Below are 22,562 nucleotides of genomic sequence, written 5' to 3' on the forward strand. Positions count from 1 at the left end.
GTCCCGCCCTGCTGTCACAGCTCTTGATGGCCCCTGTGGAGATTTCCGAGAGCCAGATCCGACAGTTGGATCTTGCAGCTCTCCAGCCCTGGTTCAGCCTTATCCCTGATGCTCTTGTCCAGCAGGCTGGTTCCCTGGAGCTTCACTTCAATTGGCCCCGTGCCGACGACGACCCCCGGGAGCTGTCGGAAATTGCCGAGTTGCGGCTTTGGTCCCTGCGGGCCGATGCGGAAGCTCCCTGGCTGCCCCTGCTGCTGGAGCGTGGCGGCGGCCAACTCACCCGCCACGTGGCGATGGTGCTGCCCCACCAATTCAGCCGCACGGAGGGCATCCGTTTTGCCCCCGAGTCCCTGGAGCTTTGGATCACCCACAGGCTTTTCAGCCTTGATGCCTGGGCGCGCCTGCACGGTTTGAGTTGCCGTCAGGGCTTAGCCCAGATGGCTGCGGTTCTTGGCTACGAGCTAGACGGAGGCTTCTGGGCGCCACTTTCAGCCGGGGCGGCTCAGTAGTAGTGCCAGGGCCCTGCGACCGCTGTCGAGCGCAAGTATGAAAGTTAAAGCCCGTAGTAGCCACGTCAGCTGACCGTCGCTGACCCGATCCAGCCTGGTGGCCGACCAGTGGGCGGCAACAGCTGCTGTGCCTCCTAGGAGCATCCCGATCGGCAGCAGTGCTCGGCCATCCAGCAGGAAGGTGGTTGAGGCGACTGAGGCCGAGGTGAGCACCGCCAGGGTGCTGAAGCGGATTGCCAGGTGAATTGGCACCTGCATCAGCTGCACCATCAAGGGAACCATCACCAGGCCACCGCCGAGACCGAGCAATCCGGTGGCCATGCCTGCGACCATGCCGGTGGCTGTCAAACCCGCCAACTTCAAGCTGGCGGTATCGATGGCAGCCTGCGCCGACGGGGGGCGAAAGCTCAAGGCCAGTCCTCCGTACATCACCGCCTGCATTGCGAGCAACATCCAGCCATGAAGCACCAGCCCAACCTGGCTGAAAAGGCCTGCACCAAGGCCTGCACCCAGCACAATCGCCAAGCCCCCGCGCCAGGGAAGGCTGCGGTTGCGCAGGTGGGCCCAGGTGCCACCCAGGGTGGTGGGCACGATCGCCAGGGTGCTGGTGGCCAGGGCCTGGTGCGGATCAAGTCCGGCTAGCAGCAATAGGGGTGAAAACACCAGCCCTCCGCCGATGCCCAGCACTCCCGACAGCAGACCCGCCAGCAGGCCAAGGGGCAGATAGGGCAACAGGCTCCACAACATCCGGGCAACCTGGCGTAATGGATCACTCTCCAGCATCTCCCCTCCCAGCCATGCGGCTGCTGCCCAGCAGCTGCCATCCGGGAGCCAGGCAGATGGCGATAGACAGCCTGCTGCTGGACCAACGGGCACCGGCCTTTCGGCTCTACTCCTGGCAGCGCCCGACCCTGTCTCTGGGGTTTCACCAGCGCTGCATAGAACCCCATTGGCAGGCGCTGGCAGCGGCGGGGGTGATCGATTTGGTGCGGCGACCCAGTGGCGGCCGTGCCGTGCTCCACGCCGGAGAGCTCACCTACGCCCTGGTGTGGCCTGATCCCCCCCTATCGCGTCAGGAGACGTACGGCAGCGCTTGCGCCTGGCTTGTGAATTGCTTTGCCGCATTGGGACTGCCATTACAGGCAGGCCGCCAGGCCGCCAGCCCACAACCCAGCAGCTGCTTTGCCACCAGTACGGCTGCGGATCTAGGGCACGCCAGCGGCGTCAAGCGGGTTGGCAGCGCCCAGCTCTGGCGCCGCGGCTGCCTGCTGCAGCACGGCTCGATTCTTTTGGAGCCACCCGCTGACTTATGGAAGCTTGTGTTTGGCGGGCCGCCACCCCAATTGCCAGTTCTGCCCATAGACCGCGCTGAGCTGGAGCTGCGTTTGATCGAAGCGGCCCAGGCTGAGCTGCCTGCGGCGGCGGCCGGTAACAGGACCATCCCCCTCAGCAGCGAGGAATGGGAACAGATTGCAGCGACCGAGGCCAGTTACGGGCTGGCTTTGGCTGGCCCCTCCTCGCTTGCTTCACCAGAGGCCACCATGGAGCGCACCACCTGGGCTAAGGCCAGGCCAAGTGGATAGGTGCCTTGGCGACGGGCGGCCTCAAGCATGGGAGTGGGCAGGCGCAGGCCCAACTTGGCAAGCACCGCCTCGCCGAGCTCGGGGCGTTCGATGGTGCCGCAGGGGAGGCCGGCTGGGCTTAGCACCAGCAGCCGGTTGCGGCCGCTTTCCTCGAGTTGCTGCACCGCTTGCCACAGCGGTGCCGACTCCCGGATGGAGGGCAGGCTCGAGAGGGGCTGGATGTGGTCGCCGATGCTGTCCGTATCCCAACGCTGCACTGGCAGTTGTTGCAGGGGCTTGTCGTCGATGAAGCCCTGCCAGCGGCCGCGATCGCAGACCAGCAGCCAGTCGCCTTGGTCGACCTCGCTGGCTTGGGAGACACGCATCTGGCTCAGTTCCCGTAACCGACCTGCCGCCTCAAGCACCCGAAATCGCCGCCCAGCCGCATCCCGTACTTTTAGTTCGTTGAGGGTTTGCTGTAAGGCGAGCATTTGGCGCTGATTGCGCGAGGCCCCAAGTCCAAACCAGCCCAGCAGCATCAACCAGGCGCCGCTGAGGCCCCCTCCGCGCAGCAGCACCACGGTGCCCATGCCAATGGCCAACAGGGAAAGGAAGCGCCCGCAGCTGTTGGCAACCTCCACGCCGCGCCGCTGGCTACCGCTCGCCTGCCAAACCAGGGCCTTCACAATCAAGCCCCCATCCAGCGGTAGGCCGGGCAGCAGGTTGAACAGGGCCAGCACCATGTTGAGGGTGCCCAGTTCTGAAACCATGGCGCCCAGCAGGGGGGAGAGATGGGCGGCTGGATGGGTCGCTGCCAGTAGTCCCACACCCAGTACCAGGCTTACAGCAGGGCCAGCAGCTGCCACCAGCAGAGCGCCTCGGGCGGTGCTGCACTCGCGCTCCACGCTGGCTACGCCGCCGAGCAGGAACAAGGTGATGCTGCGCACCTCAACCCCCTGGGCCAGGGCCACCAGGGAGTGGCCCAATTCGTGTAGGAGCACCGAAACGAACAGCAACATCGCCGTAACTAACCCCAGACCCCAGAGCACCGCACCGCTCATCGGATCTTTGAGGGTGAGGCTGTAGTGCTGTTGGAAGGCCGCGGTGGCAAGCACCAAGATCACAAACCAACTGGGGTGGATCCGTAGGGGGATGCCCCGAATTTTGAAAATTTGCCAGCCTTCTCCCACTGCCCTCTGTCTTGGTGTCTGATCCTAGAAAGGGGTGACAGCCTTTGCCCTCGCCATGGCATCCCCCCTGCTGAAGATCTGTGGGTTGCGGGAAACGGACCAGGCCGCAGCGGTTGCTCAACTGGGGGTGGATGCGATCGGCGTGATCGGAGTGCCGGGCTCGCCTCGCTTCCTTGATGCTGAACACCGGCCGGCACTTTTTGGGGCGATGCGGGCCGCGGCGCCTGGCTGCCGAGGTGTGCTGGTGGTGGCCGATCCGCTCGAGCAGCAGTGGGCCCAACTAGAGCTGGGACAGGGTCATGATGTGGTGCAGTTGCACGGCTCAGAAACACCCCAGCTCTGCGGCCAGCTGCGCTCCCGCTTGGGCTGTGAGATCTGGAAAGCCCTGAGGATTCGCAGGCCGGAAGATCTGCAGCGGGCCGTTGACTACTCCCTAGTGGTGGATGCCTTGCTTCTCGACGCCTGGGTGCCCGACCAGTTGGGCGGTACCGGCCACCGCATTCCGATTGAGTGGCTGCAGGGTTTTACGCCAGTTCTTCCCTGGTGGCTGGCGGGGGGCATTCGGCCCGACCGGGTGCCAGGAGTGCTGACCCAGCTGCGCCCCACAGGCCTCGATGCCTCCAGCGGCGTGGAGCGAAGCCCAGGCAATAAGGATCTCGATCAGGTTGAAGCGCTAGTGGCTGCGGTACGGGTTGCTGGCCTCGCTGGGCCTTCCCAGTCAAGATTGGTGGGTCTTGCCCCTTCTTGATGGGTTTGTTTCGTACATCTGCGCTTCTTCGTCCATCCCTCTGGGCCCTGGCGTTGACCATTGGCTCGGGTTTAGGACTAGGCCCGCTGGCACCGGTACGGGCCCAGGACCTAGTGGGCTGCCAGCTGGTGGATGGCCAGCTTTCCTGCGTACCAGGGGTGAGTGCCGACCCCCAGTCCCAGATCCGTGCCCTACGCCAGCAGATCAATACGGATCTGCAACAGGAGAGTGCTGTTCAGCAGCAAATCGATGGTTTGCAGCAGCTGGTGCTCCAGGGTGAAGCCGTGCAGGGGGCAGTACTACAGGCCACGGCCTTAGCCGACGTATTGGCCGCATTGCCACCCTCAGCGTTTCATTGGTACCGACGTAGCCCTGGTGCCAACCAGTGGCTGCTGATTGACGGCGCAACAGGGCCCAGCTACGTATTGCAGCTTCAAGACGTTTCAGCCCAGGTAATGGTGGTGATATCAGTGCCAGCCCAAGGTGGTGGTTCTAGCCGGCAGGCTTCGCCGGCCATTGGACCAATTGGCAGCAAACCCTGAGGTTGATTTTCGGGGAGGTTGGTCTTCGGGGAGGTTGGTCTTCGGGGGAAGGTGACTTTCTACCTAAGGCTTTCGCTCTAGGTAGAAAGCATGCACTCCTGCTGCTTAACCAGCTCGAAAAATTCAGCCTTAAGGCTTGGATCTATACGGAAATCGCCCCGCACCACAGAATTGACCATGCTGGTTTGGGGCTCCTTCACACCACGCCACTTCATGCAGTAGTGCTGGGCTTTTACCAAAATCGCCAGACCTTGGGGCTCGCAAAGACGCTCGATCTCATCGGCCAAGATCATTACAGCCTCTTCCTGAATATGAGGCCTTGAGAATACCCAATCGGCAACTCTAGAGAACTTGGATAGGCCAATTACCCGATCGCCGGGCTTGATACCAATCCAGCAATTGCCCAAAATGGGCACCAGGTGGTGTGAACAGGCTGAACGAACGGTAATGGGACCAACGGTATAAATTTCATCCAGCTTTTTAACATTTGGAAAGCTGGCGATCTTGGGCTGCTCGTGGTAGCGCCCCTTAAAGACTTCGTGCAGGTACATCCTGGCGACACGCTCAGCTGTCTCCTCGGTGTTGTGATCTTTGTCTATATCGATGACGAGACTACGTAGCAATTCGCGAACCTTGCCCGCCACCTCAATCTCCAACTGCTCGAGCTCACCATCGCGCAGATGGTCAGCAATGTTGTCGTTTGCGAGGTAAGCGACTCCTGCAGCGTCAAGACGCTCACGGATTCGCAGACTTATGGGCAGGGGAGCTGAATCGGGTGTAATGGAGAGCGAAGGAATGCTTGACGGCAGGGTGGAAGTCATAGGAGTGCTCAAAGCGCGCCGGCGGCCGGCATGAGGGTGAGATCTTCCACCACTGAGGTGGCTGGCTGTTGGGCCAAGTACAGCAGGGCTTCAGATGCCCTTTCGACGTCAAGCATGGCACGGCGATCGAACGTGCTGTGGACGTTTTCGCTCTCCCAGAGAGGCGTATTCACCGCACCTAGGGTAAGGGTGCTTACCCGTATGCCAAAGGGGCGTTCTTCGACTGCAAGGCATCGACTAAGGGAGAGGAGAGCGGCCTTGCTAACGCAGTAAGCGCCCCAGTCGGGGAAGGCTTGGTGGGCTGCATGGCTGTTCAGATTGATGATATGTCCGCCGCCAGCCTGCCTGAGTCTTGGAAGCAGCGACTGGCACACCTGAAATACGGCAGTGAGATTGAGCTGCATCAACCGTTGCCATTGCTACAGGGGCATCTCTGCCAAGGAGCCTGTATAGGCAACGCCGGCATTATTAATTACAACAGTGGGGGTGAGGCCTCGGCTGCAGAGGTCTTCCAATCCCGGAGCAATAGTGGCAGGCTCGGCGAGATCGAGGCCGATGGATTCGATTCTCCTGCCAGTTGGCTTTAGATCCGTCGCAAGCGAATCGAGGTCCGCAGTAGTCCTGGCGAGCAGGAGCAAATCGTAGCCGGCAGCGGCAAACTTGTGGGCTGCTGCTGCACCTATGCCTCGCGAGGCGCCGGTGATCAGAGCAACAGGTGCTGAATCAGGCAAAGGCAGGCTCTGGGAGGCAACGGGACCTGAAGCAAATCTTAAGAGCTGGGGGAAGCAATTGGGGACTCGCTGTCGAGCACCCTTCCCATGCGGCGGAATTTGGCGTAGCGCTGCTCGATCAATTGGGATTCACTTAGGCCCTGCAGTTGGCTGAGTTGCTCCAGTAGGGCAGATTTCAGGGTCTCAGCGGCCTGGAGAGGAGCCGAGTGGTTGCCGCCGGCAGGCTCGGGCAACACCAGGTCAACGATGCCGAGCTTGAGCAGATCAGGGCCTGTGATCTTGAGAGCCTCAGCGGCAGTGGAGGCCTTGCCTGCGTCCCGCCACAGGATCGAGGCGCAGGCTTCTGGGCTGGCCACTGTGTAAACGCTGTGCTCGAACATCAGCAGCCGGTCGGCTACACCGATGCCCAGGGCGCCACCAGATCCGCCTTCGCCGATCACCGTGGCAAGGATCGGCACCCGCAGCCGGAACATCTCACGCAGATTGACGGCGATTGCTTCACCCTGCCCTTGCTCCTCGGCCAGCACCCCCGCGTAGGCCCCCGGCGTATCGATGAAACTCAAAATCGGCAGGCGAAAGCGATCGGCATGCTCCATCAGCCGCATCGCCTTGCGATAGCCCCCTGGGGATGCCATGCCGAAGTTGCGGGCGACATTCTCCTTGGTGTCGCGGCCTTTTTGATGTCCGAGCAGCACCACACCCTGCTCACCGATCCTGCCAACCCCACCCACTAGGGCCCGGTCGTCACTGCCACGGCGGTCGCCATGCAGCTCCAGCCACTCATCAGTAATCACCTGGATGTAGTCCAGGGTGCTGGGCCGCTGGGGGTGGCGGGCCACCTGGATCTTCTGGGAGGGCGTCAGGGCATCGAAGATGTCTTTGCGACGCCTGGTGGCAAGGGTCTCGAGCTGCAGCAGCTGCTGACTCACATCCACCTCCGAGTCGCGTGCCAACTGGCGGATCTGCTCGATCTGCTCTTCGAGCTCAACGAGGGGTTTTTCGAACTCCAGCAAGGCGCGGCGGGCCATGGCGGGGATGGGCAAGGGGACGAAAGGTATTCAGGCAGTAGTCAGGGCCGGGGTGGGATCGATCTGGGCGGACAGCCCCAGGGCCTGGAAGCCATGGCGCAGGGAGGCGGCACCGATCAGATCCATCTTGTCGAGGCTGATGTTGTTGCGCCCCCAGCTGAAGTTGGTGTGGATACCTTCGAACTCCAGCAGGATGGCCTCGGCGAAACAGGCAAACATCTGACGTTTGGGGTTGTCCATTTCAGCCATTTCCATCATTTGCCAGGTGATGTCGCTGAAAAACTCAACGATGCCGCCCTTCAATACGTGGATGCCGTTGCCACTGGCCTTGGTGTCTAGGTTTTTCGGGTAGCCGCCGTCGATCATCAGGCAGGGCGACTTAAGACTGGCAGCATCAATGCTCAGCGTTTGGGGCAAGCTGGCCACCCACACCACTACATCGGCTTCCGGTAGGGCCTCCTCCAGCTTGAGGATCCGGCCGCCGCCAAGCTCCTGCTGTAGGTCCAGCAAGGGTTGGGCCTGGCGCGCGACCAATAAGAGCTCCTTGACTCCAGTGCGCTGACTCAGCCAGCGGCATACAGCGCTACCGATATCGCCGGTAGCCCCAATGACTGCGACCCGGGCCTGGCTCAGATCAATACCGAGCTTGGGGGCATTGGTTTCCACCTGGCGAGAAATCACCCAGGCGGTGTGGGTGTTTCCGGTAGTGAATCGCTCCCATTCCAAGGTGGTGGAACGGATTTGCTGCTCCTTGAGCAGGTTGAAATTTTCAAAAATGATCGAGGTAAACCCGCCCAAAGCGGTGATATCGATACCATTTTTTTGGGCCAGCTCCATGGCACTGAGCACCTTGCGGCGAGCGGTTTTAAACCGGCTCAGCATTTCTGGCACGAAGCAGGAGTCGATGTATGCCCCTTCTATGGTCTTGCCTGTGGCGCTGGTGACCTGAAGATGCTCCACCAATTGGGGCGGGGCACTACACCAAACGTCGAGGTCACCTTCGGCAAACTCTTCAAAGCCAAGAGTGCGAGCCTTTTCACGGGCAGCCTCGAAGCTTGTGGAGTGACCGATCAGGCCGAACATGGGCAACCCCAGGGGATGTCGCGGACGCTACATCTTGCCACGACACCCCTGGCAGGAGGCTTCACCCGATCAATGCAGCAGCTGCCATTTTGGCGATCTCCCTGGAAGTGAAGCCAACTTCGAGCAGAGCCTCTTGGTAGGAGGTGAGGAAATCGGCCATCAAATCCTCCTGGTCCATTTGCAGAACAGCCGCGTCGCCAGCGACCTGCTCAAGCATCTTGCGCACCAGAGGCAGATTCTCACGGTTTGCCTGCTCCAGCTCCCCTCGCACCGTTTCAAGGTTGGCTTTCAGCCATTCCTGACCGTAATTAAGGTGTGTGTACTCATCTTTGACTACACCTTCGGTGATCTTGCGGGCAAATGGATCAGCTACAGGAATATAGATATGATAGGCCGAAATGGCAAAGGCCTCAATCAGAATGGCCTGAATCAAAAGACAGGTTGTGACCTTGCCTTCAGCTAAAGCCTTCTGAAAGTTGTTGTGCAGGGGAGAGAAGAACTCCTTAGCAAACGGCATGTCAGCAGTGACGCCGAGGTTGTTGGCGCAAGCTGTGAAGCCCTTCATGTGCTTCAGCTCCATGCGGGCCAATTTGGTCAGCTCCTCAGCTTGGTCAGGGAGCAGCCCACCGATAGAGATGTAATTGTCGTGAGCTTCCTGCTCGCCTTCAATCACGATCGCGTTGATGCGGCTGTAGGCGTCCTTGTAGGTATCAGTGCTGAAGTCGGGCAGTTGGTCTGCAGGAAACGCCTCGGAAACATTGTGAGGAGCAAGAGTTGTCATGGCAGCCGCGCTGTTGGATCTGATCTTGAGACTGTAACCACTCCCTACCGAACTTTGACCGTCCCCTGGCCTGGCCAGGGGCTGGCCAGCAGGGTTTCGAAGCGGTGCTGCCAACCTGCGACCAACCTGTCAAAAAGTTGGGCTCCCAGGGCTGCAGAAGCGCCGCGGGCGTCGCCAACCACTCCGGTGAGGCTGAGTTCCTGGCTGAGCCAGGCAAGCGGGGCGGCCCCTTCCAGGCTCCAGCCCGCGGGGATGACCTCGCCTCGCTTGCCATCGCAGGGGCGCTGCTCGCCCACCAGCTGGGGGGCGAGGTGCAGCATCAGGCTGGTTTCCGCCAGGCCCGCGTGCAGCCCGTCGGAGCGCTCCGGCTCGGGGATCAGCTCGGCGATCCCCTCGGGACCACTCCATAAAAAGCAGGGCAGCACGGCTAGCTCGGGCCGCTCCGCCCGCAGCTGGCGCGCGGCGGTCTGAAGCAGGGATATTTGGCCTCCGTGTCCGTTAAACAACACCAGGCGCTGAAAACCTGTGCCGGCAAGTTCATGGCCTACGGCCACCAGTTGCTCGATCAGGACCTGGGGGGGGAGGCTGATGGTGCCACTGAAACCACGGTGCTCTGGGGAGAAGCCAATGCTCTGCAGCGGCAGCCGCACGATGGGCAGGCTTGGCTCTAGCGCTACCAAAACTGCGTCTAGCACTCGATCGGCAAACAGGCCATCCGTTCCGAGCGGCAGTTGGGGGCCGTGTTGCTCGACCGCCCCCCAGGGCCAGACAACCGTGCTTCCTGGCTGGGCTGCAAGCTCCTGAACCTGCGGCCAGGCCAGCTGCTCAAGGTGGCGCTGCTGGGGCATTTTTTGAGGACTGATCACTACAGTGTGGGGCTCTCAGCCCTTAGTGGAGATGGCCGGTACCGGCAGTCAACCGCCCTCATCCTCATCCCGGCCCGTGCCCCCTGGTCCTGCGCGCCCAGTGCCTGCACGCCCCCAGCCGCTGGCGCCCCTGCGTAAGCCGCCCCAGGTGTTGATGATCCGCAAGGACGAGCCAGCCCCGCAGCCGTCTGCGACTGAGCCTGCGCTTGCTGCAGCTCCCCAGGCTCCCGCTCAGCTCGCTCCCGTTAACCGGGTTGCGGCACCTGCAAGCACTCCTGTCCGAAACGACGACGAGCTGTTTGACCTGGGGTCCATGGAAGGCCTCACCATGGCTGATCTATTGGGCCCTGACCCGAGTCAGAAGCGTGCTCCCAAGGCTGCTGTTGCTGGAGAGCCCAGCACCAAGCCCGCGGCGCGGAGCGTCGACGATTTCGACTTTGACGAAGAAGCCTTTCTGGCGGCTCTCGACGACCACGAGCCCCATGGCACCACTGGAGAGGTGGTGCGCGGCACCGTGATCGGTGTCGAAAGCGATGGCGTTTACGTGGACATCGGCGGCAAGGCGCCGGGTTTCATGCCGAAGAAAGAGTGCGGCCTGGGGGTGATCACCAACCTCAAGGAGACCTTCCCGAAGGGGCTGGAGGTGGATGTGCTCGTCACCGGCGAGCAAAACGCCGATGGCATGGTGACCATCAGCGCCCGTGCCTTGGCCCTGCGCCAGAGCTGGGAGAAGGTGAGGCTCTTGGAGAAGGAGGGCAAGGTGGTGCAGGTCAAAGTGAACGGCTTCAATCGAGGTGGTGTCACCTGTGAACTTGAGGGATTGCGCGGCTTCATCCCCCGTTCCCAGCTGCAGGAGGGCGAAAACCATGAGGCTTTGGTGGGTAAGACCCTTGGTGCCGCTTTCCTAGAGGTCAATCCAGAGACCCGCAAGTTGGTATTGTCCGAGAAGAAAGCTGCAACTGCAGCACTGTTCCAAAACCTGGAGGTGGGTCAGCTGGTCGAAGGCCAGGTGGTGGCTATTAAGCCCTATGGCTTGTTTGTCGATCTAGGTGGTGTGAGCGGTTTGTTGCACCAATCGGCAATTAGTGGAGCTCAGCTGCGGGACCTGCGTGAAGTTTTTGGCCAGGGAGACCGGGTCAAGGCCCTGATCACCGAGCTGGATCCGGGCCGAGGCCGCATCGCCCTCAATACCGCCCTTCTCGAGGGACAGCCCGGTGAACTGCTGATTGATCGAGACAAGGTGATGGCTGAGGCTCCAGAGCGGGCCAACCGGGCCCGCTCCGTGCTGCGCCAGCAAGAACAAGGGGCCGGATGAAGCAGGCCGCTCCAGATTGGGAGCTCGACTACTACTCTCGCCCCATCCTTGAAGAAGATGGCAAAAAGCGCTGGGAGCTGCTGATCTGTTCCACCCCTGAGGTGCCCGGACCAGGGGAGGTAGCGAGCGAATCCTTCCGCTGGGCCCAGGCCTGCCCTGCCACCAGCGTTAATTCGATCTGGCTGAGGGAGGCTCTGGAGGCAGCATTGGCTGGTGCTGCCGCCCAGGGTTTTGGGCCGCCTCGGCGGCTGCGCTGCTGGCGTGGCTCGATGCGCACCATGGTGCAGCGGGCGGCTGAGGGGCTGGGATTGGAGCTGGTGCCCAGCCGCCGTACCTACGCCCTAGTCAACTGGCTGCAGGAGCGGGAGCGCCTGGTGTATCCCCAGGAGCCCGGCTACATGGCGGGCCCGTTAGCACCGCCCCCCCAGGCTTTGCGACCGATTGCGGTTCCCTTGCCGGAAGAGGCGCGGGGCGACAGCTGGGCCTGGGCCACCTTGCCCTTGGGTGCCCTAGCCGCTGCATCGGAGTGGGAGGTTGGCTTTGCTGGCCTCGTACCCCTACCAATGGCGGGGGCTGCCGAGCTGCCGGTGCCGGGCATTCGCCTATTCAGCTCCACCAGGGCCCTGGCCCTGGCCGGCTGGCTGGCTGGGCTCGAACCCGTGCGGCTTGAGATCAGTGGCCCGCAGCTAGTGCTTGAGGCAGGCCTTGAGGATCGCTGGCTACTCACCAACTTGCCGGCTGAGGAGGCAGAGGTGGCGACTGCCGCTTTTGCTGCCGCCCGAGAGCAGGCCGGTGGCCTTCAGTTCCTTGCCGTTCAGGCCAGCGAGCAGGACCAGCGCTTTGAGGGCTTCTGGTTGCTGCGCGATCTTCCCGACGCTTGATTCCCCACAATGGCCGAAGCGGTTGATCCCCCCTTTGATCATCCCGACCGGGACTTCAATTCCTTGCCCGGTTGGACCTGGGTAGGTACCTATGGCGGCTACTACCTCCAGTGCGACCTGCTCCAGTCGTTTGAGCATGGCTTCTTTACACGTCAATGGCAGGGACGGGGGCCTGAGGTGCTGGCGGCTTATGTGAGCGCTGGGGTGAGTGTGCACCGTCTGCGCCAGGTGCACAGTGCCGTGGTTTTGCCAGCCAGCCAGGCCAGCGCCGATCCCTTTCCCGAGGCCGATGGTCTTATTAGTGATGCCGGCGGCCAAAGCCTCTGGGCTTGTGGCGCTGACTGCACCCCGGTGCTGATTGCTGATCCCGCTACTGGCCGGGTGGCGGCTTGCCACGCTGGTTGGCGCGGTGTGGCTGGAGGCATCCTCGAGCGCGCCGTGCAGCAGCTGGTGGATGGAGGCAGTCGGCCGACCGAGCTGCTGGTGGCCCTAGGACCAGCGATCGGCGGTGGTTCCTACCAAGTGCAGCGGCTGGTGTCTGAACAGGTTGCGGCGTCTCTAGCCGCCGCCCCTGATGCGTCTTTGCTGCCTGTTCTGCTTGAGCAGTTGCGTCAGTGCGGCGCTCTGCAGGCCGATCCAGACCCTATTAAAGACCGCCTTGATATTCGCCTTGCCGCCCAGCTCCAACTTGAGCGACTTGGGGTGCCCACGGCGCAAATTGGCCACTGCCCTCTTTGCACAGCCAGCGAACCACTGCTTTTTCACTCCTGGCGGCGCGATCAGGTGAAGGCGGTGCAGTGGAGCGGCATTGTTTCTCAGGCTTGAATCTTGGCACTGTTTCAAGCTGGATTCGCCTTCAATTCAAGCCGCGTAGCTTGCATTCGGGCCTGTCTCTGCGCAATAATGCAGGAGTTGCATAATTATCATCAATGCTCACTGGTGTCGACCTTCTCGCCAAAGTCAAAGAACTCGGGGATGTGAGCAAGTCTGATTTGGTTCGCGCTTGCGGCTATGTCTCCCACAAAAAAGACGGTTCGGAACGGCTGAATTTCACAGCCTTCTACGAGGCTCTCTTGAATGCCAAGGGAGTCGATTTTGGCGGTGCAGCCAAAACCGGGAAGGGCGGCCGCAAACTCAGCTTCAACACCAAGGTCCAGTTCAACGGCAACTTGATGGTCGGCAAGGCTTATACAGGCATGCTTGACCTCAAGCCTGGCGATGAGTTCGAAATCAAGTTGGGTCGCAAACAGATTCGCTTGGTACCACTGGGTGCTGAGGACGAGGAAGAGTGATCGACAGGGCTACCTGTTCGGCCACTTTGATGCCATCAATTGCTGCCGAGAGGATTCCGCCGGCATAACCAGCTCCCTCGCCGGCTGGGTATAACCCTGGGGTGTTGCCACACTCCAGGGTTATTTCGTCTCTGGGTAGCCGCACGGGCGACGAGGTGCGGGTCTCTACACCGGTGAGCAGGGCATCGCCCATTAGGAAGCCGGGAATACGGCGATCGAAGGCAGGCAGGGCCTCTCGGATAGCTGTCAGCACGAACTCCGGTAGGCAGCCAGCCAAATTCCCATAGCAAACTCCTGGTTGGTATGAAGGAATCACTCCGCCACTGCCCTGACTTGGGCGGTTGGCGAGGAAATCTCCAACCCGCTGGGCAGGTGCTTGGTAGTTAGATCCGCCAGTAACAAAGGCGCGGCCCTCCCAATAGCGCTGAAAAGCAACGCCGGCGAGGGGATCGTCGTCTCTTTCCCCGTAGGGCGTCAGATCGGCTAGCTCGATACCCACCACGATGCCGCTGTTGGCATTGCGTTCGTTGCGGGTGTGCTGGCTCATGCCATTGGTGACTACTCGACCTGGCTCCGAGGTAGCCCCCACCACCAATCCCCCCGGGCACATGCAAAAGCTGTAGACACTGCGGCCCAAGTTGGTTGTCTCACGGCAGTGATGCACCAGCTTGTATTCAGCTGGGCCCAGGCGGGGGTGGCCGGCGGCCTGCCCCCAGCGGGCCCTGTCAATCAGGCTCTGGGGGTGTTCGATGCGTAGACCAACGGCAAAAGGCTTGGGCTGCATCGCCACGCCGGCGGTTTTCAACATCTCAAAGCTGTCCCGGGCGCTGTGGCCAAGGGCCAGCACCACCTGGGTGGCGGCAATTCGTTCGCCGCTATCGAGCTGCAGACCCTGAATGGAGCGGTCCACGGGATTTAGCTCAAGGCCGTCTACCCGGCACTCGAAGCGCACCTCGCCCCCTAGGGCCTCGATTCGCTGCCGCAACCCCCGCACCACCGTGGCCAGTTTGTAGGTGCCGATGTGGGGGTGGTGCAGGGTGAGGATGTCAGGGTTAGCGCCTGCGGCAACTAGCTCCTCAAGCACCTTGCGCACATAGGGCTTGGCTTCGCTCACCTGGCTGTAAAGCTTGCCGTCGGAGAAGGTGCCAGCCCCACCCTCGCCAAATTGGGCATTGGATTCGGGATTGAAGTCAGCGCTCCCCTTCCAAAAGCCGAAGGTGTCGGCGCTGCGCTCCTTGACCGCCTTGCCCCGCTCCAGCAGTAGGGGACGAAACCCCATCTGGGCCAGCAGCAGGGCCGCGAAATAGCCGCAGGGACCAGCTCCCACCACCACTGGTCGCATATTTCCAGCGTTGGCTCGGCTTACGACGGGGTGATAGGTCGTGTCGGGGCTGGGCCGCAGATGGGGGTCGCCGGCAAAGCGCTTTAGAAGCCGGGCCTCGGCACGGGCATCAAGGTCCAAATCCAGATCCAGGCTGTAAACGAGGGTGATCGCCGCGCTCTTGCGGGCATCAACGCTGCGCTTAACCAGCCGCAACCCAAGTAGTTGATCGGGGGCGAGCCGCAGGCGCCTCAGCACTGCCGCCGCCAGGTCGGCCTCGCTGTGGTCGAGGGGCAGCTTCAATTCGCTCAGGCGCAGCACTACCGACTCCAAGGGGGCGCCTGCACGGGAGCCGGGCGCTGATTCATGGCGTTATTTCAGCAGTCTTGGCTCCACTGCGCCTGAAATTGAATTGGGCTGCCAGGCTGGAGGTCGATGCGGCGTCGATTCTTTGTCGATTACCCACTGCCCCCTTTGCATGGCCCTGGCGGTCCTTTGTGTGCTGCGAGCCACGGCCCACGGCACCTTGCTCTGGCGTCTGTCTGCCTAGGCGGGGCGCTAAACCATGGGCATGTTCCAGCGCAGCACGCCGAAGAACCTCACCTGGCCGATGGTCACCTGGCCTGGTGCGTTCGTCTCCCGACGTGGCTTCCTCAGCTTGGCTGGCTTGGGAGTGGCCGCCCTTGCGGCCTCAGGCCTGAGCCCTGAGGCCACTGCCGCCCCTAGAGGCGGTGCCAAACCGCTGCTGCCGCCCCGGGGCGACCTGCGCCTGGTGGCGATCAGCGATCTCAACAGCAGCTACGGCTCCACCAGCTACCTGCCGGAGGTGCTGCGGGCCGTTGAACTGATCCCCAGCTGGAAACCCGATCTGGTGCTCTGCGGCGGCGACATGGTGGCGGGCCAGAAGCAGGGCCTCAGCCGGGTACACCTCAGCGCCATGTGGGCCTCCTTCCATCGCCAACTGCTGGCACCTCTGGAGCAGGCTGGGCTGCCGGTGGCGATCACCATGGGCAACCACGACGCCTCTTCCGCCCGCTCTGGGGGCCACTACATATTTGAGCTCGATCGCCAGGAGGCCGAGCGTTATTGGCGCGGCCAGCAGAATGCCTTGGGGTTGAAGTTTGTTGATGCCAGCCGCTTTCCCTTCGCTTACAGCGTGCGTCAGCACGACCTTTTCCTGCTGGTGTGGGATGCCTCCTCGGCCGCCCTGCCCGCCGAACAGGTGGCCTGGGCCGAGCGCCAGCTGCGCAGCCCCGAGGCCCAATCGGCTCGGTTGCGGCTGGTGCTTGGCCACCTGCCGCTGCTGGCCGTAGGAGAGGGCCGGGACCGGCCTGGCGAGGTGTTGCAGCAGAGCGAGTCCCTGCGCCAGTTGCTGGAGCGCACCGGCGCCCATGCCTACATCAGCGGCCACCATCACGCCTTCTTCCCAGGCCGGGTGGGTCAACTGGACCTGCTCAACCTCGGCGCCCTGGGCAGCGGTCCGCGCCGCCGGCTGCAGGACAGCACGGCTCCGGTGCAGACCCTCACCGTGATCGATGCCTTCTGGCGCCAGGGCGATGGCGCGGGACGCACGACCTACACCAGCTACAACATGACCACCCTGGAGTCGATCAGCAGCCAGCAGCTACCTGCCCAGATTCAACCCAGCCAGGGACCGTCGCTGCGGCGGATCGGCTGAGAGATGCGGTTGGCGGCTCAGGCCAAGCTGGCCTCGATCCTGGCCACCTCCAGGCGGGTGGCGATCACGGCGTCGGGGTTGAGGCTGATCGAATCAATGCCCTCCTCCACCAGGAAGCGAGCGAAATCGGGGTAGTCGCTGGGGGCTTGGCCGCAGATGCCGATCTTGCGGCCGCAGCGTTTGGCGCTTTGGATTGCCAGGCGAATCATGGCCTTCACGGCCGGATGCCGCTCGTCAAACAACTCAGCCACCAAGGCTGAATCGCGATCCAGCCCCAGGGTGAGCTGGGTGAGGTCGTTGGAGCCGATCGAGAAGCCATCGAAGCGCTCTGCAAACGCCTCTGCCGCGATCACGTTGCTTGGTAGCTCGCACATCACATACACCTCAAGCCCGTTTTCACCCCGCACCAGGCCGGAGCGGGCCATTTCGGCCAACACCCGATCCCCCTCCTCGGGGGTGCGGCAGAAAGGCACCATCGGGATCACATTGGTGAGTCCCATGGCATCGCGCACCCGTTTAAGGGCCTGGCATTCGAGGGCAAAAGCAGGGCGGAAGGCGGGGGCGTAATAGCGGGAGGCGCCCCGCCAGCCGAGCATCGGGTTCTCCTCGTTGGGTTCAAACGCAGCTCCCCCAAGCAGGCGAGCGTATTCATTGCTCTTGAAGTCGGAAAAGCGCAGGATCACCGGCCTGGGATAGAAAGCCGCTGCAATGCGGGCCATGCCCTGGGCCAGTAGATCCACGTAGTACTCGGCGGGGCTGGTGTGGCCGGCCGTTAACCGGGCTATCTGCTGCCCCTGCTGGGCGTCAGCAACCCGCTCAGGCTGGAGCAGGGCCAGCGGGTGCACCTTGATGTGATTGGCGATGATGAACTCCAGCCTGGCCAGGCCCACCCCGTCGCAGGGAATGGCCGCGAGGTTGAAGGCCTCCTCCGGATTGCCCACATTGATAAGGATGCGGGTCCGGGTGGCGGGCAAATCGTCAATGGCCTGCTCCGTGACGCTGAACGGCAGGTTGCCCCGGTACACCCGGCCGACATCGCCTTCGCAGCAGCTGATCGTGATGGCGTCGCCGTCATGGATGCGCTGGGTGCCATCGCCGGTGCCGACGATGGCCGTGATGCCCATCTCGCGGGCAATGATCGCCGCATGGCAGGTGCGGCCGCCCTGGTCGGTCACCACGCCGCTGGCCCGTTTGAGGATTGGTTCCCAGTCGGGGTCGGTTCGTTCGGTGATCAGTAGGTCGCCAGCCTCAAAACGGCTGATTTCGCCGGGATCTTTAATCACCCGGGCTACGCCGCTGCTCACCGAGGCCCCGATGGCACGGCCGCTCGCCAGGGTTTCGGCCTGGTGGGGCTCCAGGTGCCAGCTGCGCAGCACCGCCTGCTGCTGCCGCGACTGCACGGTTTCAGGACGGGCTTGGAGGATGAACAGCTCGCCTGTGAGGCCATCTTTGGCCCACTCGATATCCATCGGCGTGGGGGCGCCACGCTTAGCGCTGTAGTGACGCTCGATTTGGCAGGCCCAGCGGGCCAGGGTGAGGCACTCGTCATCGCTGAGGGCGAAGCGGTTGCACTCGGCTTCCGGCACGGGCTCGTTTGTCACGGTTATCCCCGCTTCCCCATACACCATCCGGATCGCCTTGCTGCCCAGTCGCTTACTGAGGATCGGCGCAAAGCCCTGCTCAAGCGTTGGCTTAAAAATCAGCACCTCATCGGGGTTAACGGCGCCCTGCACAACGTTTTCACCGAGGCCGTAGGCGGCGGTGAGCAGCACCGCGTCGCGGAAGCCTGTCTCGGTGTCGATGCTGAACATCACCCCGGCGCAGGCCAGATCGGAGCGCACCATGCGCTGCACACCGATCGAAAGGGCGACCTCGAGGTGATCAAAACCATTGAGCTGGCGGTAGGAGATGGCCCGGTCGGTGAACAGCGACGCGTAGCAACGCCGGCAGGCCTGCAGCAGGGCAGCTTCGCCCTGAATATTGAGGAAGGTCTCCTGCTGGCCAGCAAAGCTGGCATCGGGCAGGTCTTCGGCTGTGGCGCTCGAGCGCACTGCTACCGCTGGCAAAACGCCATCTAGTGTTGCCAGCTCTCGATAGGCGGCCAGGATCGCTTCGCTGAGGTCGGCGGGCAAGGTGGTGTTCAGCAGCAGGTTGCGGGCGGCTTTGCCGGCGGCCTGCAGGGCACCGAGATCATCAGCATCCAGGTTTTGGAGTAGGGCCTGCAGTGGAGTTCTGAGGTCGTTGCTGCGCAGTAGGTGGCTGTAGGCGGCGGCTGTGGTGGCGAAGCCTCCAGGCACCCGCACACCCTGGCCCGCGAGCTCGCGGATCATTTCGCCTAGGGAGGCGTTTTTGCCGCCCACCTCGGCGATCGCCCCGATACCAACAGCCGCGAACGGCACGACGAGCAGTTCGCGGCTGTTGGTATGGGTAGTTGGCATGGATAGTTGGCAGCCAACCTGACTCTGGCGACTTCTTGGGGCGTTGTCTTAACTGTGAAGCCAGGGATGCAGACCCCATACCCCCTGCCACTGGTTCGAAATAGGTGGCACAGTGGGGTGAAGCTTTTTCGTTGCTCGCAAGTTTCTGTGTCTCGCTTTTCCCTCGCCTGGATCGCTGCTTCCGCCCTAAGTACCACCGCTCTGCTGGGAGCTCCTGTCTTCGCCCAGTCGCCTGGGGCTGCCGCCGCTGCGGCCAAGCCAGTCAGCCTGGAGACCATGAACGATCTGGCTCTCGCCGCCGCCGTCAACGTCTGTGAGCTGGCGGTGGAGCAAAAATTGGCCGTGCAGAACGCCGTTATCTCCAATGCCAAGGCGATCACCTACGTGGTGACCGCTGCCCATGGTGGTCAGATAGCTGGCAGCGGCAAGCTTGAAGCAGCCCAGATTGTCAACGGCAGCATTGTGCAGATTGTGGGCCGGGTTAAGCAGGGCTGTTACGCCAAGATCACCGCCGACGATAAAAAATTTGTGGACGAAGTGATCGCCCAGTACACAGCCCAGGCCAACAAAGCCCAGCCCAAGAAGTAAAGAGCTTGCCATTTGACTGGAGATCAAACTTGCCCATTGACTGGAGATCAGTCGGAGTCGGAAGACTCTGGCTTGCTCTCCGGTAGGAGTTGGGCCAGTAGCCCAGCAGCCATCAGCAATCCGCCCAAGCTAAGGGCCAGGGTTTTATTACTCGCCGCGGGGCCCTCACTCCATACCCCCGCCGCCAGGAAGGCTCCCCCTAGCAGCAGGGAGGGCACTAACACTATGCCCTTTGCGGTTCGATTCAGACTCATGGGCAGATAAGTGGCCTCATTCAGGCTGCGACGTTGGCACAGTCGGCGCTGGCGAGGGAGTCGGCTTGGGCCAGACCAGCTGCGATTAAACCGCTGCCCAGATCTGCTGCTTGGTTTGTGCTGCCACGCACGGGAGCCAGCGGCTGAACCCTTGCCAACAGCACACCCTGGTTTTGGCCCATCGGCCGCAAATTGACGCGTGTGTGGCGAGGAACGGCTTGCCGAAGCCAAGCCACTGCCTCAGACTGCTTAGCTTCAGCTACCTCCACACAGGCCAGCTGCACCGTGTAGCTACGGTTTTGGTCGCCTAGCTGGAGCAGGGTTGCCCCCCGCACTTGCAGCACCTCGGCCGCCAAGGCGGCTCCAGGCCACACCAATAAAACCGCCAGCAATGCGGCGAGCCATCTCAAAGCTTGGCGCCGCAGCTGGGGCAGAACAGGTGGGCACTTTCGGTGGTGCTACCGCAGGAGTGGCAATGGCGGCTCGTGTCGATAGCTAGCTCTGGATGGGATGGCAGCCCCACCATCTGAGCGTTGCTGGCGCCGGGGGGAACCATCGGATAGCAGTTCTCGTTGCGGCGCACCTTGACATCGATGAAGGCAGGCCCGGGATGGTCAAGGGCCTCCTGCAGTTGCTGGCGCAGGTTGGCCCGTTCGTCGATGCGCACGCCCCGAACGCCGAAGGATTCCGCTAGAGCTGCGAAATTAGGCATGCCATTGGTCATTTCCGAGGCCGAGTAGCGCTCTCCGTAGAAGCTCTCCTGCCACTGGCGCACCATGCCCTGCCAGCCGTTGTTAATCACCACCACCTTCACCGGCAGGTTGTATTGGCTGAGAGTGCCCAGTTCCTGAATGTTCATCAGGATGCTGGCGTCGCCGGCAACACAGATCACCTTCTCATCCGGGAAGGCGGTCTGCACGCCCATGGCTGCGGGCATGCCGAATCCCATCGTGCCAAGGCCCGCCGAGCTGATCCAGCGCCGGGGGCCATTGTGTAGAAATTGGGCGGCCCACATCTGGTGTTGGCCCACATCTGTGGTGTAGAAGGCATCTGGTGCCAGCTCCCTCAGGGCGACAACCACTTCCTGGGGGGCGATGTCTCCCTCCGGATCGGGCACCACCAGGGGATAGTTCTGCTTCCAGCTGTCGATGCGCTGCAACCAGGCCTCGGTGCGGCCCTCCGAGCTGTCCTGGGCTGAGGCAGCCAGAAGGGCTGCTAGCGCGGCCTGGACATCGGCCACCAAGGCCACATCGGGTAGGCGGGTTTTGCCCATCTCCGCCGCGTCGATATCGATGTGGATCACCTGGGCCCGGGGCGCAAAGCCATCCAGCCGGCCTGTGACCCGGTCATCGAAACGGGCACCGGTGGCAATCAGCAGATCGCACTCTGTGACTGCGAAATTGGCATAGGCGGTGCCATGCATGCCGAGCATGCCCACCGATTGGGGGTGCTTCTCATCGAAGGCTCCCTTACCCATCAAGGTTGTGGTTACAGGCAGGCGGAAGCGTTCGGCCAGCTGTTTCACGGCGCCATGGGCCCCGCTGCTGATGGCTCCACCACCGACGTAGAGCAGGGGGCGACGGGCTTGGCGGATCAAGGCCAGAGCCGCGGCAACGGCCTCGGGGTCGGGGCTGGGTGGCAACTTGAATCCAGCTGGAATCGCCGAGCCCGGAGCCACCGGCGTGTAGTCGAATTCCTCCAGACCGACGTCCTTGGGCACGTCAATCAGCACCGGGCCGGGCCTGCCACTGGCTGCAATCAAAAAGGCTTCAGCCACGATCCTGCCGATGTCGCGGGGATCGCGCACCACCCAGGAGTGCTTCACGATCGGCAGGGTTATGCCGAAGATGTCGGTTTCCTGGAAGGCGTCGGTGCCAATCGAGGCCCGCGGAACCTGCCCGGTGATCACCACCATCGGCACCGAGTCCATCTGGGCGGTGGCGATACCGGTGACCAGGTTGGTGGCGCCAGGCCCCGAAGTTCCAAAGCAGACGCCAACTTCGCCGGTGGCTCGCGCGTAGGCATCGGCCGCATGGGTGCCGCCCTGCTCATGGCGCACGAGGATGTGCTTCAACCAGCCACGGGATTCTGCCTTGTGCAGTTCGTCATAGATGGGCAGGATCGCGCCGCCGGGATAGCCAAAGATGTGGCGCACTCCATGGCGATGCAGGGCATCCATCAGGGCATAGCCGCCGTTTACTCGCTGAGGAGCAAAAGCTTCAGAAACAGTGTCATCACCACTAGTTGTGGCGGTAGCGGACTGGGCCGCAGAGGCGAGGGGCGTCAGCGTCACGGCTGCTGCAGGCCAATCAACTTGGCGGTTAACGGATTACGGCAACCCTAGTTGCCGGCGGCGCTTTCGGGGCAGTTGCCCGACCTGGTTGCTGGCGCCTGCCGGCTGCCATAGCTCGCAGGATCTGGGCTGGGTCTAGCCAGCGACCGCCATGGCGCATGCCCCAATGCAGGTGTGGACCAGTAGTGCGGCCGCTCATGCCCACATGGCCGATTAGTTGCCCCGTGCGTACGCCCTGGCCCTGGCGCAGCAGCACCTGACCACTGCTGTAGGTGCCGCCTGAAACCCGGCCGGACAAATGGCAGTAGATGTGCTCGTAATCGCCCGAACGAATCACCAGCCCCAAGCCGCAGCCTCCGTCGTTGATCACGTCCTGCACTGAGCCAGCCCACCAGTTGCGGATCGGCGATCCCATGGGCGCCGCGATATCAAGGCCGTAATGGGGCTCAACCCGACCCCAGGGGCCGGTGCGGGTACCGAAATGGCTGGTGTAGGCAAGGAAGCTGGTGACGGGAAAAACCCCCATCTGCCAGCGACTCTGGGCCAGCCCCGCCGAGCTGGACAGCAACAGGCAGGCGCTGCCGCTGAACACGACCGCCGCCACGGTCAGTCCTCCCTGCATTAGACGGCTCTGCATTAGA

The 22,562-nt window shown here is 62.5% G+C and carries 23 protein-coding genes and 1 pseudogene; 10 read left to right on the forward strand and 14 right to left on the reverse strand.

Annotated features, from left to right (window positions below):
• The first annotated feature begins 26 nt into the window (after positions 1 to 26).
• Positions 27 to 509: a CRR6 family NdhI maturation factor gene (locus KBY74_RS01185; protein ID WP_254941130.1), complete on the forward strand. Its 483-nt coding sequence runs from the start codon at positions 27 to 29 to the stop codon at positions 507 to 509.
• On the opposite strand, the gene KBY74_RS01190 is transcribed toward KBY74_RS01185, so the two are convergent.
• Entirely contained in the window at positions 489 to 1,256 is a 768-nt protein-coding gene (locus KBY74_RS01190) for a sulfite exporter TauE/SafE family protein (protein ID WP_254941131.1), read from the reverse strand. The genes KBY74_RS01185 and KBY74_RS01190 overlap by 21 nt on opposite strands.
• Before the next feature lie 50 nt (positions 1,257 to 1,306).
• Here KBY74_RS01190 and KBY74_RS01195 point away from each other — a divergent pair, with 50 nt between their 5' ends.
• Positions 1,307 to 2,092, forward strand: a complete 786-nt coding sequence (locus KBY74_RS01195; RefSeq protein ID WP_254941132.1) for a lipoyl protein ligase domain-containing protein — start codon at positions 1,307 to 1,309, stop codon at positions 2,090 to 2,092.
• On the opposite strand, the gene KBY74_RS01200 is transcribed toward KBY74_RS01195, so the two are convergent.
• A complete protein-coding gene (locus tag KBY74_RS01200; RefSeq protein ID WP_254941133.1) occupies positions 1,999 to 3,261 on the reverse strand; it encodes a site-2 protease family protein in 1,263 nt (420 codons plus the stop codon). The genes KBY74_RS01195 and KBY74_RS01200 overlap by 94 nt on opposite strands.
• Before the next feature lie 55 nt (positions 3,262 to 3,316).
• Here KBY74_RS01200 and KBY74_RS01205 point away from each other — a divergent pair, with 55 nt between their 5' ends.
• On the forward strand, positions 3,317 to 4,009 hold the full coding sequence (locus KBY74_RS01205; RefSeq protein ID WP_254941134.1) for a phosphoribosylanthranilate isomerase: 693 nt from the start codon (positions 3,317 to 3,319) through the stop codon (positions 4,007 to 4,009).
• Complete coding sequence (locus tag KBY74_RS01210; RefSeq protein WP_254941135.1) at positions 4,009 to 4,551, forward strand: hypothetical protein; 543 nt, start codon at positions 4,009 to 4,011, stop codon at positions 4,549 to 4,551. The genes KBY74_RS01205 and KBY74_RS01210 overlap by 1 nt, the downstream gene beginning before the upstream one ends.
• A gap of 77 nt (positions 4,552 to 4,628) precedes the next feature.
• Here KBY74_RS01210 and folE read toward each other — a convergent pair whose 3' ends face one another.
• From folE to KBY74_RS01240, 6 genes and pseudogenes are all read right to left on the reverse strand, one after another.
• On the reverse strand, positions 4,629 to 5,372 hold the full coding sequence (gene folE / locus KBY74_RS01215) for a GTP cyclohydrolase I (RefSeq protein ID WP_106502465.1): 744 nt from the start codon (positions 5,370 to 5,372) through the stop codon (positions 4,629 to 4,631).
• An 8-nt stretch (positions 5,373 to 5,380) separates the two neighbouring features.
• A pseudogene (locus KBY74_RS01220) lies at positions 5,381 to 6,103 on the reverse strand (SDR family oxidoreductase).
• 38 nt (positions 6,104 to 6,141) lie between these two features.
• On the reverse strand, positions 6,142 to 7,131 hold the full coding sequence (locus KBY74_RS01225) for an acetyl-CoA carboxylase carboxyltransferase subunit alpha (protein WP_254941136.1): 990 nt from the start codon (positions 7,129 to 7,131) through the stop codon (positions 6,142 to 6,144).
• Positions 7,132 to 7,161: 30 nt separating this feature from the next.
• Positions 7,162 to 8,214: a long-chain acyl-[acyl-carrier-protein] reductase gene (locus KBY74_RS01230; protein ID WP_254941137.1), complete on the reverse strand. Its 1,053-nt coding sequence runs from the start codon at positions 8,212 to 8,214 to the stop codon at positions 7,162 to 7,164.
• A 61-nt stretch (positions 8,215 to 8,275) separates the two neighbouring features.
• The gene (locus KBY74_RS01235) at positions 8,276 to 8,995 is read right to left on the reverse strand and encodes an aldehyde oxygenase (deformylating) (RefSeq protein ID WP_254941138.1); all 720 of its coding nucleotides are present in this window, start codon (positions 8,993 to 8,995) and stop codon (positions 8,276 to 8,278) included.
• A 44-nt stretch (positions 8,996 to 9,039) separates the two neighbouring features.
• On the reverse strand, positions 9,040 to 9,843 hold the full coding sequence (locus tag KBY74_RS01240) for a creatininase family protein (RefSeq protein WP_254941139.1): 804 nt from the start codon (positions 9,841 to 9,843) through the stop codon (positions 9,040 to 9,042).
• A 49-nt stretch (positions 9,844 to 9,892) separates the two neighbouring features.
• On the opposite strand from KBY74_RS01240, the gene KBY74_RS01245 reads away from it, so the two are divergent.
• The 4 genes from KBY74_RS01245 to KBY74_RS01260 all read left to right on the forward strand — a co-directional run bounded on the left by KBY74_RS01245 (position 9,893) and on the right by KBY74_RS01260 (position 13,349).
• The gene (locus KBY74_RS01245) at positions 9,893 to 11,176 is read left to right on the forward strand and encodes a S1 RNA-binding domain-containing protein (protein WP_254941140.1); all 1,284 of its coding nucleotides are present in this window, start codon (positions 9,893 to 9,895) and stop codon (positions 11,174 to 11,176) included.
• Positions 11,173 to 12,057 (forward strand): Tab2/Atab2 family RNA-binding protein, encoded by an 885-nt coding sequence (locus tag KBY74_RS01250; protein WP_254941141.1) that lies wholly within the window; start codon positions 11,173 to 11,175, stop codon positions 12,055 to 12,057. The genes KBY74_RS01245 and KBY74_RS01250 overlap by 4 nt, the downstream gene beginning before the upstream one ends.
• Before the next feature lie 9 nt (positions 12,058 to 12,066).
• Positions 12,067 to 12,882 (forward strand): peptidoglycan editing factor PgeF, encoded by an 816-nt coding sequence (pgeF, locus tag KBY74_RS01255; RefSeq protein WP_254941142.1) that lies wholly within the window; start codon positions 12,067 to 12,069, stop codon positions 12,880 to 12,882.
• A 104-nt stretch (positions 12,883 to 12,986) separates the two neighbouring features.
• Positions 12,987 to 13,349 (forward strand): AbrB family transcriptional regulator, encoded by a 363-nt coding sequence (locus KBY74_RS01260; protein WP_254941143.1) that lies wholly within the window; start codon positions 12,987 to 12,989, stop codon positions 13,347 to 13,349.
• Here KBY74_RS01260 and KBY74_RS01265 read toward each other — a convergent pair.
• Entirely contained in the window at positions 13,288 to 14,991 is a 1,704-nt protein-coding gene (locus tag KBY74_RS01265; protein WP_254941167.1) for an FAD-dependent oxidoreductase, read from the reverse strand. The genes KBY74_RS01260 and KBY74_RS01265 overlap by 62 nt on opposite strands.
• A 244-nt stretch (positions 14,992 to 15,235) precedes the next feature.
• Here KBY74_RS01265 and KBY74_RS01270 point away from each other — a divergent pair, with 244 nt between their 5' ends.
• The gene (locus KBY74_RS01270) at positions 15,236 to 16,348 is read left to right on the forward strand and encodes a metallophosphoesterase (protein ID WP_254941144.1); all 1,113 of its coding nucleotides are present in this window, start codon (positions 15,236 to 15,238) and stop codon (positions 16,346 to 16,348) included.
• A 17-nt stretch (positions 16,349 to 16,365) separates the two neighbouring features.
• On the opposite strand, the gene ppsA is transcribed toward KBY74_RS01270, so the two are convergent.
• Positions 16,366 to 18,786 (reverse strand): phosphoenolpyruvate synthase, encoded by a 2,421-nt coding sequence (ppsA, locus tag KBY74_RS01275; protein ID WP_254941145.1) that lies wholly within the window; start codon positions 18,784 to 18,786, stop codon positions 16,366 to 16,368.
• Positions 18,787 to 18,933: 147 nt separating this feature from the next.
• Between ppsA and KBY74_RS01280 the strand changes: the two genes are divergently transcribed.
• Entirely contained in the window at positions 18,934 to 19,374 is a 441-nt protein-coding gene (locus KBY74_RS01280; RefSeq protein WP_254941146.1) for a hypothetical protein, read from the forward strand.
• A gap of 47 nt (positions 19,375 to 19,421) precedes the next feature.
• Here the strand turns inward: KBY74_RS01280 and KBY74_RS01285 are convergent, their stop codons facing one another.
• The 4 genes from KBY74_RS01285 to KBY74_RS01300 all read right to left on the reverse strand — a co-directional run bounded on the left by KBY74_RS01285 (position 19,422) and on the right by KBY74_RS01300 (position 22,558).
• A complete protein-coding gene (locus KBY74_RS01285; RefSeq protein WP_254930967.1) occupies positions 19,422 to 19,628 on the reverse strand; it encodes a GIVxVP protein in 207 nt (68 codons plus the stop codon).
• 20 nt (positions 19,629 to 19,648) lie between these two features.
• Positions 19,649 to 20,038 (reverse strand): hypothetical protein, encoded by a 390-nt coding sequence (locus KBY74_RS01290; RefSeq protein ID WP_254941147.1) that lies wholly within the window; start codon positions 20,036 to 20,038, stop codon positions 19,649 to 19,651.
• Positions 20,035 to 21,807 carry a biosynthetic-type acetolactate synthase large subunit gene (ilvB, locus tag KBY74_RS01295; protein ID WP_396111739.1) on the reverse strand — a complete coding sequence of 591 codons (1,773 nt, stop codon included), beginning with the start codon at positions 21,805 to 21,807 and terminating at the stop codon, positions 20,035 to 20,037. Before ilvB ends, KBY74_RS01290 begins: the two co-directional genes overlap by 4 nt.
• A 142-nt stretch (positions 21,808 to 21,949) precedes the next feature.
• The gene (locus tag KBY74_RS01300; RefSeq protein WP_254941148.1) at positions 21,950 to 22,558 is read right to left on the reverse strand and encodes a M23 family metallopeptidase; all 609 of its coding nucleotides are present in this window, start codon (positions 22,556 to 22,558) and stop codon (positions 21,950 to 21,952) included.
• Positions 22,559 to 22,562: the final 4 nt, after the last annotated feature.

The sequence above is a fragment of the Cyanobium sp. A1C-AMD genome (assembly GCF_024346495.1).
GTDB lineage: Bacteria > Cyanobacteriota > Cyanobacteriia > PCC-6307 > Cyanobiaceae > Cyanobium_A > Cyanobium_A usitatum.

Excerpts from the sequence above, each read along its gene's own strand:
- KBY74_RS01250 (WP_254941141.1), top strand. The coding sequence starts at position 11,173 with ATGAAGCAGGCCGCTCCAGATTGGGAGCTCGACTACTACTCTCGCCCC.
- KBY74_RS01285 (WP_254930967.1), bottom strand. The coding sequence starts at position 19,628 with ATGAGTCTGAATCGAACCGCAAAGGGCATAGTGTTAGTGCCCTCCCTG.
- ilvB (WP_396111739.1), bottom strand. The coding sequence starts at position 21,807 with ATGGATGCCCTGCATCGCCATGGAGTGCGCCACATCTTTGGCTATCCC.
- folE (WP_106502465.1), bottom strand. The coding sequence starts at position 5,372 with ATGACTTCCACCCTGCCGTCAAGCATTCCTTCGCTCTCCATTACACCC.
- ppsA (WP_254941145.1), bottom strand. The coding sequence starts at position 18,786 with ATGCCAACTACCCATACCAACAGCCGCGAACTGCTCGTCGTGCCGTTC.
- pgeF (WP_254941142.1), top strand. The coding sequence starts at position 12,067 with ATGGCCGAAGCGGTTGATCCCCCCTTTGATCATCCCGACCGGGACTTC.
- KBY74_RS01270 (WP_254941144.1), top strand. The coding sequence starts at position 15,236 with ATGGGCATGTTCCAGCGCAGCACGCCGAAGAACCTCACCTGGCCGATG.
- KBY74_RS01185 (WP_254941130.1), top strand. The coding sequence starts at position 27 with ATGGCCCCTGTGGAGATTTCCGAGAGCCAGATCCGACAGTTGGATCTT.
- KBY74_RS01235 (WP_254941138.1), bottom strand. The coding sequence starts at position 8,995 with ATGACAACTCTTGCTCCTCACAATGTTTCCGAGGCGTTTCCTGCAGAC.
- KBY74_RS01225 (WP_254941136.1), bottom strand. The coding sequence starts at position 7,131 with ATGGCCCGCCGCGCCTTGCTGGAGTTCGAAAAACCCCTCGTTGAGCTC.
- KBY74_RS01300 (WP_254941148.1), bottom strand. The coding sequence starts at position 22,558 with ATGCAGAGCCGTCTAATGCAGGGAGGACTGACCGTGGCGGCGGTCGTG.
- KBY74_RS01230 (WP_254941137.1), bottom strand. The coding sequence starts at position 8,214 with ATGTTCGGCCTGATCGGTCACTCCACAAGCTTCGAGGCTGCCCGTGAA.
- KBY74_RS01190 (WP_254941131.1), bottom strand. The coding sequence starts at position 1,256 with ATGTTGTGGAGCCTGTTGCCCTATCTGCCCCTTGGCCTGCTGGCGGGT.
- KBY74_RS01195 (WP_254941132.1), top strand. The coding sequence starts at position 1,307 with ATGCGGCTGCTGCCCAGCAGCTGCCATCCGGGAGCCAGGCAGATGGCG.
- KBY74_RS01260 (WP_254941143.1), top strand. The coding sequence starts at position 12,987 with ATGCTCACTGGTGTCGACCTTCTCGCCAAAGTCAAAGAACTCGGGGAT.
- KBY74_RS01240 (WP_254941139.1), bottom strand. The coding sequence starts at position 9,843 with ATGCCCCAGCAGCGCCACCTTGAGCAGCTGGCCTGGCCGCAGGTTCAG.
- KBY74_RS01245 (WP_254941140.1), top strand. The coding sequence starts at position 9,893 with ATGGCCGGTACCGGCAGTCAACCGCCCTCATCCTCATCCCGGCCCGTG.
- KBY74_RS01205 (WP_254941134.1), top strand. The coding sequence starts at position 3,317 with ATGGCATCCCCCCTGCTGAAGATCTGTGGGTTGCGGGAAACGGACCAG.
- KBY74_RS01210 (WP_254941135.1), top strand. The coding sequence starts at position 4,009 with ATGGGTTTGTTTCGTACATCTGCGCTTCTTCGTCCATCCCTCTGGGCC.